Origin of the sequence: Salmonella sp. NW1250 (assembly GCF_051812965.1) — a bacterium.
Lineage (GTDB): Bacteria > Pseudomonadota > Gammaproteobacteria > Enterobacterales > Enterobacteriaceae > Salmonella > Salmonella enterica.
Map to the genome: position 1 here is coordinate 388,755 of NZ_JAMNDD010000002.1, position 12,501 is coordinate 401,255.

A 12,501-nucleotide genomic window follows, 5' to 3' on the forward strand; every position below is an offset into this window, starting at 1 on the left:
GACGAGCACTGTAGCACTATAATGGTCTGTAAAAGAGAGCCATATTTTTACAGAAAAAGCAGACCATATGCCGCGCTATCAGCACATCGCTCGTCAGTTAAAAACGGCCATTGAGCAAGGAGAACTCGCGCCCGGAACGCGTTTGCCGTCCAGTCGGACGTGGGCGCAGGAACTGGGCGTTTCTCGCGCCACGGTGGAAAATGCCTATGGCGAGCTGGTGGCGCAGGGCTGGCTGGAGCGACGTGGCCAGGCAGGCACGTTTGTGAGCAACGCTCTACGGTTTGAGACGGCGCCGCCGATACCCGCTGTTTTTGCCGGAGAAAGTCCGGAACCGAAACCCTTTCAGATGGGGTTACCGGCGCTGGATCTCTTTCCACGCGAGAAGTGGGCGCGAGTAATGGGGCGTCGGTTGCGCACGCAGACACGCTTCGATCTGGCATTAGGCGACGTCTGCGGCGAGGCGATTTTGCGCCAGGCGATAGTCGATTACCTGCGGGTTTCGCGTAGCATTGAATGTCTGCCGGAACAGGTATTTATTACCTCCGGATATGCGAATTCTATGCGGCTAATCCTGCGTACATTGTCTGTGCCGGGAGACAGCATGTGGGTGGAAGATCCCGGCTTTCCGTTAATTCGCCCGGTGATAACGCAGGAGGGGATTACGCTGGCGCCGATTCCGGTCGATGCCGATGGGCTGAATGTCGCGGCGGGGATGCGGGATTGCCCGCAGGGACGCTTTGCATTGGTGACGCCCGCCCATCAAAGTCCGTTGGGGGTGGCGCTGTCGTTAACTCGCCGACGGCAACTTCTGGCATGGGCGGCGAATGTGCAGGCCTGGATTATTGAAGATGACTACGACAGCGAATTTCGTTATCACGGTAAACCGCTTCCGCCGCTCAAGAGTCTGGATGCCCCGCAGCGAGTGATTTACGCCGGAACGTTCAGTAAGTCGCTCTTTCCGGCATTACGTACCGCCTGGCTGGTGGTGCCGATAAAGCAGATTGAGCATTTCCGCCAGCAGGCGTCGCTGATGCTCTGTAGCGTACCGTTGTTATGGCAGCACACGCTGGCTGATTTTATCCGTGATGGCCATTTCTGGCGGCATCTGAAAAAGATGCGCCAACATTATGCTCAGCGACGGTTATGGATTGAAGAAGCGCTGGCAGAACAGGGATTTGTCGTGACATTACAGAAAGGCGGTATTCAATTGGTTATTGAGGTTGAAGGTGATGATAAAGCGCAGGTAGCAAAAGCGAATCAGGCCGGACTGGCGGTACAGGCGCTAAGCCGTTGGCGAGTGGTTTCGTCAGGAAAGGGGGGCATTTTACTGTCGTTTACCAATATTACTTCCGCTGGCATGGCGAAACAGGTCGCATGGCAGCTTCGACAGGCGATACAGTAACCGTTTCGCCGAATGGCGCGACCTGGGCCTGCGGCAATGATGCAGGCCCAATAAAGTATGTCGCCATCCGGCAGCGCACGTCGTTAGCGACGCAGGCTAAGCAGCGCCCCGATAAAAATCCCTACCGCTGCGGCGGTTCCTACGCTACACCAGGGTTTTTCACGCACGAACGTATCCGCGCACCCCATCGCATCACAGGCGGCTTGTTTTACGCGAGTACGACCCTGCATCCGCGCCCGGGTCTCTTTCAGCAACGCCTGTGCTTTACGTCGCGCAGCCTCGGCTTCGTCTTTCGCATCGCTTCCCCAGGATTTAAGGACATCTTCCAGACTGTCGGCTAATCGATTGACATCATTCTGAATATCCTGAACACCATCATCGACGTCGTTTCGGTTCGGTTTGTTAAGCATATGATCCTCCATTGATTTCGATGTAGCTTTCAGTGTAGTTCATATTTTTACCTGCTGAGGCTTGTTACGGCGATATCATGCGTTTCTGGACTTTTCTGAAAGCGTTGATAACGCGCTATCGGGTAAGGTAAGCCCGCAGTAAAAGAGAATGAGGATAAAATATGTATTTACGACCTGACGAGGTGGCGCGGGTACTGGAAAAGGCAGGGTTTACCGTCGATGTGGTGACGAATAAGACGTATGGTTATCGACGCGGCGAGAATTATGTTTATGTTAACCGCGAGGCGCGTATGGGGCGTACCGCGCTGATCATTCACCCCAGATTAAAAGACCGTAGCTCATCACTGGCTGACCCGGCTTCGGATATTAAAACCTGCGATCACTACCAAAACTTTCCGCTCTATTTAGGCGGCGAGACCCACGAACATTACGGTATTCCCCACGGCTTTAGCTCCCGAATAGCGTTAGAACGTTATCTGAACGGGCTTTTTGGCGACGAAAAAAGCGACTAAAAGCGCGACTGGCAATGCCAGTCGCGACGCTAACTTACGCCTTAGCCTGATGATAGCTGCTCACTTTAAACAGGCGGCGACAATAATCCAGGAAGTAGCCATAAACCGCGCCCATTAACATTGAAACAACAATGTTTGAACTCACGGCGGCCACTATCTGATGCCAGCCGGCACCGACGGTCAGCAAGATGATAATATAAACGGGTGACTGAAAGGTGACATAAGCCAATACATCCGCCAGGTTTTTGGCCCATCCCGCCGGGCTTGCCTTACGCGCGACGCGCATAATCAGATCGCGGTAAACGCCGTATGGCCATGCAATCAAAATGTTGACAGGTATCGCCACCAGCCTGGAAGAAAGCGACTGCTCAAAGCTCATTCCGGAGAGGAATATCTCGATCAACATGTTCACAACAGAACAGTAAACAACCATCGCAAACGTGTCTGCTACGGCATGACGCAAGCGTGACTGTGGAGAGAACATGTTAATGCTCCTTGTAGCATATCGATCAGAATGAGGTGATGGTTGGTAGTGAAATCATAAAGCACTTTTGTCTTTGCATAGAGTATATCCCTATATAATAACTATCAACTAGTGTAATATTTTTATTTATAGGCTTTTTGTCGATAAAATACTCTGTGATTGTGTGTTTTTTGCTCGCGGCGAGATTTTCGTTGTTGTTAGTCATTAATTACTTTTAAATCAATGCATTATAATGCATTGTTTTTCTGGCGATTTTCAGCCACATTCCAAATGTTGTCAGATGCGATGTATTCTCGGCTAACGGCACGCGCTCTACTTTTCTCAGCATAATTATAGCTATTGCAGGCTGATTTTTAGCATAAAGCTCTGATGATGATTTTTGAATGGTTAATCTCTTATTGTGCTGAAATATTCACTTCTGTATAAGGTCAGCCACCGTGAGGGTCACCGTGGTTACTGAGATACGCAATACGCTATATACGCTATGGATTTCGAGTTGCTTAAAGGCGGCAAGGGAGTGAATCCCAGGAGTATAGATAACGATGTGACTGTGGGGAGCGACAAATCTGCCGGGAGCAGATTTGAACGTCGCGTGCGACGACCCGTCAGGGCGAGGCCCATGGATGAGCCGGGTAATCCGTAGCCAACACATAAGCAACTTGAAGAATGAAGGGTATAAACAGCCGAACGGGAAACCTACAGATATACCGTAGGCAGAATAACCTGAAACACACAGGGGGTAATGAATATAACCTTCTGGTTAACAGATTAATATAATTAATCGAGTTATACTGAGTATATCTGTATGAACTCTAGGATCTGGAAATATAATCAATAATCGCATACAATACCGCCTGTAATAGTTTTTTGTTTTCTGCGTTAAAAGGTTTTTATTGATATGAATTTGATGTTACAGAACTTAAATAATATCCGCACGCTGCGCGCTATGGCTCGCGAATTCTCCATTGACGTTCTTGAAGAAATGCTCGAAAAATTCAGGGTTGTCACTAAAGAAAGACGCGAAGAAGAAGAATTGCAGCAACGCCAGCTTGCCGAGAAGCAGGAGAAAATTAATGCCTTTCTGGAGCTGATGAAAGCAGACGGTATTAACCCGGAAGAGTTATTTGCCATGGATTCAGCAATGCCGCGTTCTGCTAAAAAGCGCCAGCCGCGTCCGGCAAAATATCGTTTTACTGATTTCAATGGCGAAGAAAAAACCTGGACCGGACAAGGTCGTACGCCTAAACCGATTGCCCAGGCGCTGGCAGCGGGGAAATCTCTGGATGATTTCTTAATCTAATCACGGATAACCTTTAACAGATGGCGCTGCGTTTCCTGTCTCTATTAACCGGGACTCAGGGAACGTTGCGCCATGCTCATTCTGATAAATCAGCACACGCCAAAATCGCCCTCTTCGCAATAGGGGGTGACATCTGCCGCTTTGAGGATCAATTTTTCGCCCTGCTCATTACCGACCTGTACCGCGACAATATGATCCTCGTTGACTTCAATCACTTTCAGTTTCGGCCCACCCATTCGGGGCTGTACGATATCGCCTGGTGTGAACATCACGCTCTCCTGTTGAACAATGGTATAAACCCGCCTTCAGTCTATACACACCTACCGACGCGCGGTGAAGGTACCGCTTAATGAGTACGGGTATTCCAGGGCATTTTTTCCAGTAGTCGCGCCATTCCGCAGAAGCCGGTCATGCCTGCCAGCATTAACCCGGCCCCGACAAAACCGCTAATGAGGAAAAAGCCGCCGTGGACCGTATAGCCCAGAATCACCCCAAGCAACGTCAACCCGCCAGCGGCGATTTGCACCTGACGCATCAGCGGCAACGGTTGCGATTTGTCTTCTGTGACGGGCAATCCTGCCGCTTTCCATCCGTCGATGCCGCCTTCCAGTAGACTAACCTGAGCTGGGGCGGCAATGGCCTGTAGTTTTGCTGCATTGCTGCTGGTTCGTTTACCTGACTGACAGTGAAAAATAATCTGTTCCGCTCGCAGGTTGGCGGGCAAATCGCCCTGTTCAAGCCGGGAAAGCGGCGCCAGTTGCGCATGTGGAATATGCTCGCGCAGATATTCGTCGGCGTCGCGTACATCAATCAGTTTCGCGCCTTGCGCTATCAGCGCTTGCGCCTCACGGGGGGAAACTATCCCAATGGACATCGTGCCTCCTTATGGACAATAGAGATTCTTTAACGTGGCGATAATCGTATTAACCGCCTCATTTTTAATGAAATAGTGAATGCGCTGGGCATCGCGTTGACTATCAATCAGCCCTTCTTCCCGCATCCGCGCCAGATGCTGCGACGTCGCGGAGGGGCTTAGCCCGGTAATGCGCGCCAGTTCGCCTGCGCTGGTTTTTGGCGAACCGCAAAGCATACATAAAATCAGTAATCTTTTTGGGTGGCTCATCGCTTTGAGCAGGGCCGCCGCCTGTTCTGCGCTGGACTGAAGTTGTTCAAGCTCTGTCATACTTATTTAAGCATTTTCTAAATTTAGTTAATTCTAAAATAAACGTCAACCTAATGCCAGCGTAAAGAGCGTAAAGGAGGGTAAAAGCGCGGCGCGTGACTGGCAGGCTCAGGTAAACTGACTATGCTTAGAGATAAAATCTCTTTTTAAACAATGACTAATTTTGCTTGTATGGAGTGTATATGGGTTTCTGGAGAATTGTATTTACGATTATTTTGCCTCCGCTCGGCGTACTTTTAGGAAAAGGGTTCGGTTGGGCATTTATCCTTAATATCCTGCTGACATTACTCGGATATATTCCGGGGCTTATCCACGCATTTTGGGTTCAGATGCGTCATTAATTACCGGCCACCGGCGGCGCATAAGCGCCGCTTATCAGGATAACCTCATTCCCTCTGCTACACTTTTCTTTGTGTGTATTTTTGACAAGCGAGGTGAATATGGGACTTTTCAATTTTGTAAAAGATGCAGGTGAAAAACTCTGGGACGCGGTAACCGCTAATCATGATAAGGACGATCAGGCGAAAAAAGTCCAGGAACATTTAAATAAAACGGGAATACCCGACGCTGACAAAGTGAATGTGCAAATAGCTGATGGAAAAGCGACAGTGACGGGTGATGGGCTGAGTCAGGAGGCAAAAGAAAAAATTCTGGTTGCCGTGGGGAATATCGCCGGGATTAGCAGCGTTGACGATCAGGTTAAAACCACGACGCCAGCGGCTGAAAGTCAGTTTTATACCGTAAAATCAGGCGACACCCTGAGCGCTATTTCAAAGCAAGTGTATGGTAACGCCAATCTGTATAATAAAATCTTCGAGGCAAATAAACCGATGCTGAAAAGCCCGGAAAAAATATATCCGGGACAAGTGTTGCGTATTCCTGAAGAATAATGGCTATCAGGTCGCGCCAGGCTACATTTTCCCTGCCATCGCCTGGCGAATAATGGGAATCGGCGTCAGCAAATGCTGACGCATTAATTCGCTGGCGCGTGCCGCCTCGCGCGCCAGTATCGCTTCGGTTAGCGTGTGATGCTGGATATGTTTATCTTCCAGCATCTCGACGGACAGAACGGTTTCACGTAACCAAATAAAGCGGTAGCGGGCCGCCAGGTCAAATAAGCGTTCGCGCATCTGTAGCAGATAGTGGGAGCCGCACCCGGCGACAATGGCGGAATGGAACGCCTGGTGGCGCTGATCCCATTCATCGAGCATATGTTCACTGGCATCGCTGGCTTCCAGTTTACTGAGCATATGCGCTCGCGCCAGGATCTCCGCCTCCCACGCATCATCGCCGCGTTCAATCGCCAGGCGTACCAGCATCGCTTCCATATTGGCGCGCGCGTCAAAAATATCGAGGAGTTCCGCCTCTGACATGGACGCCACGCGATAGCCTTTTTGATTCACCACGGTGACCAGCCGTTCCGCCACCAGTTGCGACAGCGCCTCACGCAGCGGCCCTACGCCGAGCGCATAGCGGGCGGTTAATAAACTCATCCGCAGTTTCTCATCCGGCTGATAAGTGCCGCGAATAATGTCATTTTTAAGCCAGCGATAGCCATCTATGGCCGTCGGTTGGGAAAGGGCGGTCATCTTTTACTCCTGAGAAGCTTCCCGGCTGACGCCGGGAATAACTAACGTAGGTTTTGCAGGGGGGCTTTTTGCCACCTTATCAGTTTTTTCCAGCGAGACATAATGGGGACAGTACCTATTATGCCCAGCCCTAACAGCCCCGTCGAAATGACTTCTAGTTGCTGTGCTGGTCGAAACAGCATCACCACCAGGACAAAGCAGATAAAGCCGATAACCAGCCAAGTGAGCCACGGATAAAGCCACATTTTCAGCTTAATTTCTCCGCCCTGCGCCAGCAGAATTTTACGCATCCGCAATTGCGAAATCGCAATCACCAGATAGACCAGCAGCGCGATGGCGCCAGAACTGTCGATAAGAAATTTAAACACTTTTGCCGGGGCGTAATAATTGACGATAACGGTTAAAAAGGCCGCGCCGGTAGAGAGGAGAACCGCTACCCAGGGCGTTTTGCTACGGTTAGTTTTTCCCATTATCGCAGGCGCATCGCCGCGGCGGCTAAGGGAATAGAGCATCCGGGAGGCGGTATATAATGCGGAGTTCAGACAACTGGTCACCGACAACAAAATCACGCAGTCCATAATGAATTTTGCGTGCGGAATATGAAGCAGCTCCAGTACCGAGCGGTACGAACCTACGCTTTTCAGACCCGGCATATTCCACGGGATCAGCGCCACCACCACAAAAATGGAACACAGGTAAAAGATGGAAATTCGCCAGATAACAGAATTGGTGGCGCGTACAATATGTTTATCCGGCGTATCGGATTCCGCGGCAGCAATAGTGACGATTTCCGCGCCCATAAAAGAGAACATGGTGATCAACATGGCGCTTAACACAGCGCCGAAGCCGTTAGGCATAAAACCGCCGTGATCCCAGAGCCGGGAGATACCGCTTACCTCAGCATACGGATAAAAACCGCTAATCGCCGCCGCGCCCAGCGCGATAAACGCCAGAATGGCAATGACTTTACATAGCGCCAGCCAGAATTCGAATTCGCCGTAATTTTTGACGCTCAATAAATTGCTTCCGGTTAAGGCAAGCGTAATCACTAATGAAAATAGCCACACCGGAATACCCGGTATCCATGAATTCAGAATAATGGCGGCAATATTGGCCTCCAGCGGAATAACCAGCACCCAAAACCACCAGTATAACCAGCCGATGGTATACCCGGCCCAGGGGCCGATCGCTTTATCCGCATAGGTGGAAAAGGAACCGGTATCCGGCGTGGCGACGGCCATTTCAGCCAGCATTCGCATAATCATGACGACTAAAAGTCCTGCGAACAGATAGGCCAGCAGTACCGCAGGGCCGGCCTCCGCAATCGCCACGCTGGAACCGACAAACAGGCTGGCGCCGATGACGCCGGCGATCGATAACATGGTGACGTGGCGTGATTTCAGCCCGCCCCCTAATGCATGTGATTCTGACAATTGCCCCATCCTAAAACCTCTTTATTGTTATTGCGCTCGTTTACCGGATGGCGCCTGGCTTATTCGGCCTACAATCGAAACGGTTTTTGTAGACCGGATAAGACAGTTACGTCGCCATCCGACGCTGCTTATTGGACATTACGCTTGTTTCGCCTCATCAAAGCACTGGGCGATAATCTCCAGGCCTTGCCGAATCTGCGAGGCCTCAATAGTGAGTGGAACGAGGATGCGCAAGATGTTGTAGTAAGGACCGCAGGAGAGCAGAATTAACCCTTTCTCGCGGGCGCGGGCCACAATGTCGGCGGTCAGAGCCGCGTTCGGTTTGCCGGGGTCGCCATTTTCGAACAACTCAATGGCGATCATGGCGCCCAGTCCGCGCACGTCGCCAATCTCACGGTGCGTTTCCGCTATCTCCATCAGGCCATCGCGCAGCGTTTTGCCAAGCGTATTCGCCTTTTGCAGTAGATTTTCCTGCTCGAAAATGTCCAGTACCGCCAGCGCGGCGGCGCAGGCAATCGGGTTTCCGGCATAGGTGCCGCCCAGACCGCCCGGCGCGATAGCGTCCATCACGTCTGCCCGGCCGGTAACGCCTGCCAGCGGAAAGCCGCCGGCGATCGATTTCGCAAACGTGGTAATATCTGCCGCAACGCCCATCTGTTCCATGGCGAACAGCGTACCGGTCCGGCCCGCGCCGCTTTGCACTTCGTCGGCAATCAACATAATGCCGTGTTGGTCGCATAGCGCGCGCAGTCGCTGCATAAACGCGGGAGAGGCGGCGTAAAATCCGCCTTCGCCCTGTACCGGCTCAATAATAATGGCGGCGATATCTTCCGGCGCGGCATCATTTTTAAAGATGCGTTCAATGCTGGCGATCGCGTCGTCGTCGCTGATGTTGTGTAGCGGGCAAGGATAAAGCGCGCGGTAGACATGGCCTGGCATCAATCCCATACCAGCAGAGTATGGGTGTACTTTCCCGGTCAGAGAGAGTGTGTAGTGGGTACGACCGTGGTAAGCGCCGCTAAACGCGATAGCGCCGCTGCGTTTTGTCGCCGCGCGGGCGATTTTCACCGCGTTTTCAACCGCTTCTGAACCGGTCGTGACCAGCAACGTTTTTTTGGCGAAATCGCCCGGTACCTTCTGGTTCATGCGTTCGCACAACGCCAGGTACGGTTCATAGGCCAGCACCTGAAAACAGGTATGCGACAATTTCTTCAGCTGCGCTTCCACCGCTGAAACAATGCCCGGATGTAAATGACCGGTGTTCAGGACGGCAATGCCGCCCGCGAAATCGAGATACTCACGGCCTTCGACATCCCAGACCCGACAATTTTCCGCCCGCTCGGCGAAAATCGGGTGAATCTGGCCCACGCCGCGAGGAACGGCGTTATGACGGCGCTGCATTAAAGTGTTATTGGTATTCATTAGCGACTCTCCTGTTAAAGGCCGATGCACATATATTTGATTTCTAAATAATCTTCGATGCCGTATTTGGAACCTTCACGGCCTAATCCGGAGGCCTTAATGCCGCCGAAAGGCGCGACTTCGTTGGAGATAATGCCGGTATTAATACCGACGATGCCGTATTCCAGCGCTTCGCCGACGCGGAAAACGCGGCTTAAATCGCGTGCATAAAAATAGGCTGCCAGGCCGAACTCGGTATCGTTAGCCTGCCTGATGACATCCGCCTCGTCGCTGAAGCGGAACAGAGGCGCGAGCGGCCCGAATGTCTCTTCTTTGGCGACTTTCGCGTTATCAGGAACATCCGCCAGAATGGTCGGTTGAAAGAAGTTGCCGCCCAATTTGTGCGCTTCACCGCCCGTAATGACGCGGGCGCCTTTTTCCAGCGCATCGGCGATATGCTCCTGGACTTTCGCCACGGCTTTTTCATCAATCAGCGGCCCGATAGCGACGTCGGCTTGCAGGCCGTCGCCGACCGCGAGCTTATTTACCGCCTGGTTGAGTTTTTCCGCAAAACGATCGTAAACGCCGTCCTGAACATACAATCTATTGGCGCAGACACAGGTCTGCCCGGCGTTGCGAAACTTCGAAGCCAGCGCGCCTTCGACGGCTTTATCCAGATCGGCATCGTCAAAGACGATAAACGGCGCATTGCCGCCCAACTCCAGCGACACTTTTTTAATGTCTTTGGCGCATTGTTCCATTAGCTGGCGGCCAATCTCCGTCGAGCCGGTAAACGACAGTTTGCGTACCAGCGGGTTGCTGGTCAGCTCGCCGCCGATATCGCCTGCCGAACCGGTAACGACGTTAAATACGCCTGCGGGAATTCCGGCGCGCTGGGCCAGTTCCGCCAGCGCCAGCGCGGAAAACGGCGTCTGGCTGGCGGGTTTGAGTACCATTGTGCAGCCTGCGGCCAGCGCGGGGCCGGCTTTACGGGTGATCATTGCCGAGGGAAAGTTCCACGGGGTAATCGCGGCGGTGACGCCGATGGGCTGTTTAATCACCAGCAGCCGTTTATCGGCCTGATGGCCTGGAATCGTGTCGCCATAGATACGCTTCCCCTCTTCGGCGAACCATTCAATAAACGAGGCGGCGTAGCTAATTTCGCCTTTCGCTTCCGCCAGCGGTTTACCCTGTTCCAGCGTCATCAGACGCGCCAAATCGTCCTGATGTTCCATCATCAGATTGAACCAGCGACGCAGGATATTGGCTCGCTCTTTGGCGGTGAGCGCGCGCCAGGCGGGCAGGGCGCGATTGGCGGCGTTGATGGCGTCGCGCGTCTCTTCCGCCCCCATTTTGGGCACATTGCCGAGCGGTTTCCCGTTGGCGGGGTTGCTCACGGGGATGACATCGCCGCCGCGCGCGTCGCGCCAGTCGCCATCGATAAAGGCCTGCTGGCGGAACAGGGTAGAGTCGTTAAGTTGCATAATTGCTTCCTGTCTGAAGGGTTAACGGGTAAATGCGGCGTGTAATGCGTCCACGCTGCGTGCCGCACGCAGCGCACGTCCGGGGTTGCTCTGGCTTTCGCGTAGCGCCTGAACTTTGCTGACGATATGCGCGCCGATAGGTATCGCGGATGTCGCCGCCGGGGAGGGGGCGTTACAGGTGTGAATGGAACGCGGCGTCGTGACAAACAGAAAATCATCAATCAGTTTGCCGTCCGGTGAAACCGCCTGCGCCCGCACGCCTGCCGGCCAGGGCTGGAGATCGTTGACGGTCAGGCTGGGGCAATACTTTTGTACTCGCCGCAAATAGCCGCTTTTGCACAGCGAGTTTTTCATCTCGCCCAGTCCGGAAAGCAGATGGTTTTGCAGTACGCGGCGAATGCCGGCGGAGCGGAAAATCTCCAGGGTGTCGGTGAAGGAAACATCGCGCTTACGGTAGCCTTCGCGTTTAAGCGCCAGCACCGCATTCGGCCCGACCGTAACGCTGCCATCGATCATGCGGGTAAGATGGACGCCGAGAAACGGCATTGCCGGATCGGGGATCGGGTAGATCAAATGGTTAACGATCCGGTTGTGCCGCGGGGCCAGACGAAAGTACTCGCCGCGGAAAGGGCAGATAATAAAACCGGGCTCCACGCCCAGCATTTTGACCAGCCGATCCGCCATCAGCCCTGCACAGCCGATAAGCGTAGCGGTTTCGATTTCCCGACCTTGCGAGGTGCGAATGACAACGCCAGCGGCATGTTCTGTTAGCGCGCTGACCTCGGCATGGTAGATGATCTCGCCGCCTTTGGCCTGAAAGCGGTTCGCCATGGCCGTCGCGACATCGCGATAGCTGACAATCCCGCTGGAGGGGACAAAAATCCCGCCCAGGCCAACGATATTGGGTTCGCGTTCACGCAGCTCCGCCGCGCTTAACCACTCGCGCTCTAAGCCGTTGGCCGCCGTCCGCTCCCATAGCGCGCGCATCCGCGCCATTTCCAGCTCCGAGGTGGCGACCAACATTTTGCCGCAGGTGTCGTAGCGGATGTTGTTTTGATCGCAAAAGGTTTTGGTCGCCTGATTGCCCGCCAGACAAAACTGCGCTTTGAGGCTGCCGGGCGTGTAGTACACCCCGGCATGGATCACGCCGCTGTTATGCCCGGTCTGGTGGCAGGCTGGCGCGGACTCTTTTTCCAGCAACGCGATGCGCGCATCCGGATAGAGATCAATAAGTTGCATGGCGGTCGACATGCCGATAATGCCGCCGCCGATAATCACAAAATCATACATCCGCATAATTCCT

Annotated in this window: 15 protein-coding genes; 5 read left to right on the plus strand and 10 right to left on the minus strand. The window is 53.1% G+C overall.

The features are described 5' to 3' along the window. Nucleotides 1-67: 67 nt before the first annotated feature. Nucleotides 68-1,402, plus strand: a complete 1,335-nt coding sequence (locus tag NBA72_RS05140) for a PLP-dependent aminotransferase family protein (RefSeq protein ID WP_042948897.1) — start codon at nucleotides 68-70, stop codon at nucleotides 1,400-1,402. 83 nt (nucleotides 1,403-1,485) lie between these two features. On the opposite strand, the gene NBA72_RS05145 is transcribed toward NBA72_RS05140, so the two are convergent. Next, nucleotides 1,486-1,812 (minus strand): DUF883 domain-containing protein, encoded by a 327-nt coding sequence (locus tag NBA72_RS05145; protein ID WP_001519557.1) that lies wholly within the window; start codon nucleotides 1,810-1,812, stop codon nucleotides 1,486-1,488. A 161-nt stretch (nucleotides 1,813-1,973) separates the two neighbouring features. Between NBA72_RS05145 and NBA72_RS05150 the strand changes: the two genes are divergently transcribed. Next, complete coding sequence (locus NBA72_RS05150; protein ID WP_000281304.1) at nucleotides 1,974-2,324, plus strand: DUF2002 family protein; 351 nt, start codon at nucleotides 1,974-1,976, stop codon at nucleotides 2,322-2,324. A 34-nt stretch (nucleotides 2,325-2,358) separates the two neighbouring features. Here the strand turns inward: NBA72_RS05150 and alaE are convergent, their stop codons facing one another. Next, nucleotides 2,359-2,808 carry an L-alanine exporter AlaE gene (gene alaE, locus NBA72_RS05155; protein ID WP_000492669.1) on the minus strand — a complete coding sequence of 150 codons (450 nt, stop codon included), beginning with the start codon at nucleotides 2,806-2,808 and terminating at the stop codon, nucleotides 2,359-2,361. Between the two features lie 898 nt (nucleotides 2,809-3,706). Here alaE and stpA point away from each other — a divergent pair. Further along, nucleotides 3,707-4,108: a DNA-binding protein StpA gene (gene stpA / locus NBA72_RS05160; RefSeq protein ID WP_001051100.1), complete on the plus strand. Its 402-nt coding sequence runs from the start codon at nucleotides 3,707-3,709 to the stop codon at nucleotides 4,106-4,108. 89 nt (nucleotides 4,109-4,197) lie between these two features. On the opposite strand, the gene NBA72_RS05165 is transcribed toward stpA, so the two are convergent. From NBA72_RS05165 to NBA72_RS05175, 3 genes are all read right to left on the minus strand, one after another. After that, nucleotides 4,198-4,377 (minus strand): hypothetical protein, encoded by a 180-nt coding sequence (locus NBA72_RS05165; protein ID WP_000494943.1) that lies wholly within the window; start codon nucleotides 4,375-4,377, stop codon nucleotides 4,198-4,200. A gap of 77 nt (nucleotides 4,378-4,454) precedes the next feature. Continuing rightward, nucleotides 4,455-4,982 carry a rhodanese family protein gene (locus tag NBA72_RS05170; RefSeq protein ID WP_000022011.1) on the minus strand — a complete coding sequence of 176 codons (528 nt, stop codon included), beginning with the start codon at nucleotides 4,980-4,982 and terminating at the stop codon, nucleotides 4,455-4,457. A gap of 9 nt (nucleotides 4,983-4,991) precedes the next feature. After that, nucleotides 4,992-5,291: an ArsR/SmtB family transcription factor gene (locus NBA72_RS05175; protein WP_001749413.1), complete on the minus strand. Its 300-nt coding sequence runs from the start codon at nucleotides 5,289-5,291 to the stop codon at nucleotides 4,992-4,994. Between the two features lie 182 nt (nucleotides 5,292-5,473). On the opposite strand from NBA72_RS05175, the gene NBA72_RS05180 reads away from it, so the two are divergent. Continuing rightward, nucleotides 5,474-5,632 carry a YqaE/Pmp3 family membrane protein gene (locus tag NBA72_RS05180; RefSeq protein WP_000508175.1) on the plus strand — a complete coding sequence of 53 codons (159 nt, stop codon included), beginning with the start codon at nucleotides 5,474-5,476 and terminating at the stop codon, nucleotides 5,630-5,632. Nucleotides 5,633-5,731: 99 nt separating this feature from the next. Beyond that, entirely contained in the window at nucleotides 5,732-6,181 is a 450-nt protein-coding gene (gene lysM / locus NBA72_RS05185; protein WP_000522406.1) for a peptidoglycan-binding protein LysM, read from the plus strand. 21 nt (nucleotides 6,182-6,202) lie between these two features. Here lysM and csiR read toward each other — a convergent pair whose 3' ends face one another. The 5 genes from csiR to lhgO form a co-directional block, all read right to left on the minus strand. Next, complete coding sequence (gene csiR / locus NBA72_RS05190; RefSeq protein WP_000126152.1) at nucleotides 6,203-6,880, minus strand: DNA-binding transcriptional regulator CsiR; 678 nt, start codon at nucleotides 6,878-6,880, stop codon at nucleotides 6,203-6,205. Between the two features lie 41 nt (nucleotides 6,881-6,921). Continuing rightward, the gene (gene gabP / locus NBA72_RS05195; protein WP_020899122.1) at nucleotides 6,922-8,322 is read right to left on the minus strand and encodes a GABA permease; all 1,401 of its coding nucleotides are present in this window, start codon (nucleotides 8,320-8,322) and stop codon (nucleotides 6,922-6,924) included. Nucleotides 8,323-8,451: 129 nt separating this feature from the next. Further along, complete coding sequence (gene gabT, locus NBA72_RS05200) at nucleotides 8,452-9,735, minus strand: 4-aminobutyrate--2-oxoglutarate transaminase (RefSeq protein WP_042948898.1); 1,284 nt, start codon at nucleotides 9,733-9,735, stop codon at nucleotides 8,452-8,454. A gap of 14 nt (nucleotides 9,736-9,749) precedes the next feature. Further along, on the minus strand, nucleotides 9,750-11,198 hold the full coding sequence (gene gabD / locus NBA72_RS05205) for an NADP-dependent succinate-semialdehyde dehydrogenase (protein WP_001176529.1): 1,449 nt from the start codon (nucleotides 11,196-11,198) through the stop codon (nucleotides 9,750-9,752). A gap of 21 nt (nucleotides 11,199-11,219) precedes the next feature. Next, nucleotides 11,220-12,488, minus strand: a complete 1,269-nt coding sequence (gene lhgO / locus NBA72_RS05210) for an L-2-hydroxyglutarate oxidase (RefSeq protein ID WP_042948900.1) — start codon at nucleotides 12,486-12,488, stop codon at nucleotides 11,220-11,222. Nucleotides 12,489-12,501 lie beyond the last annotated feature (13 nt).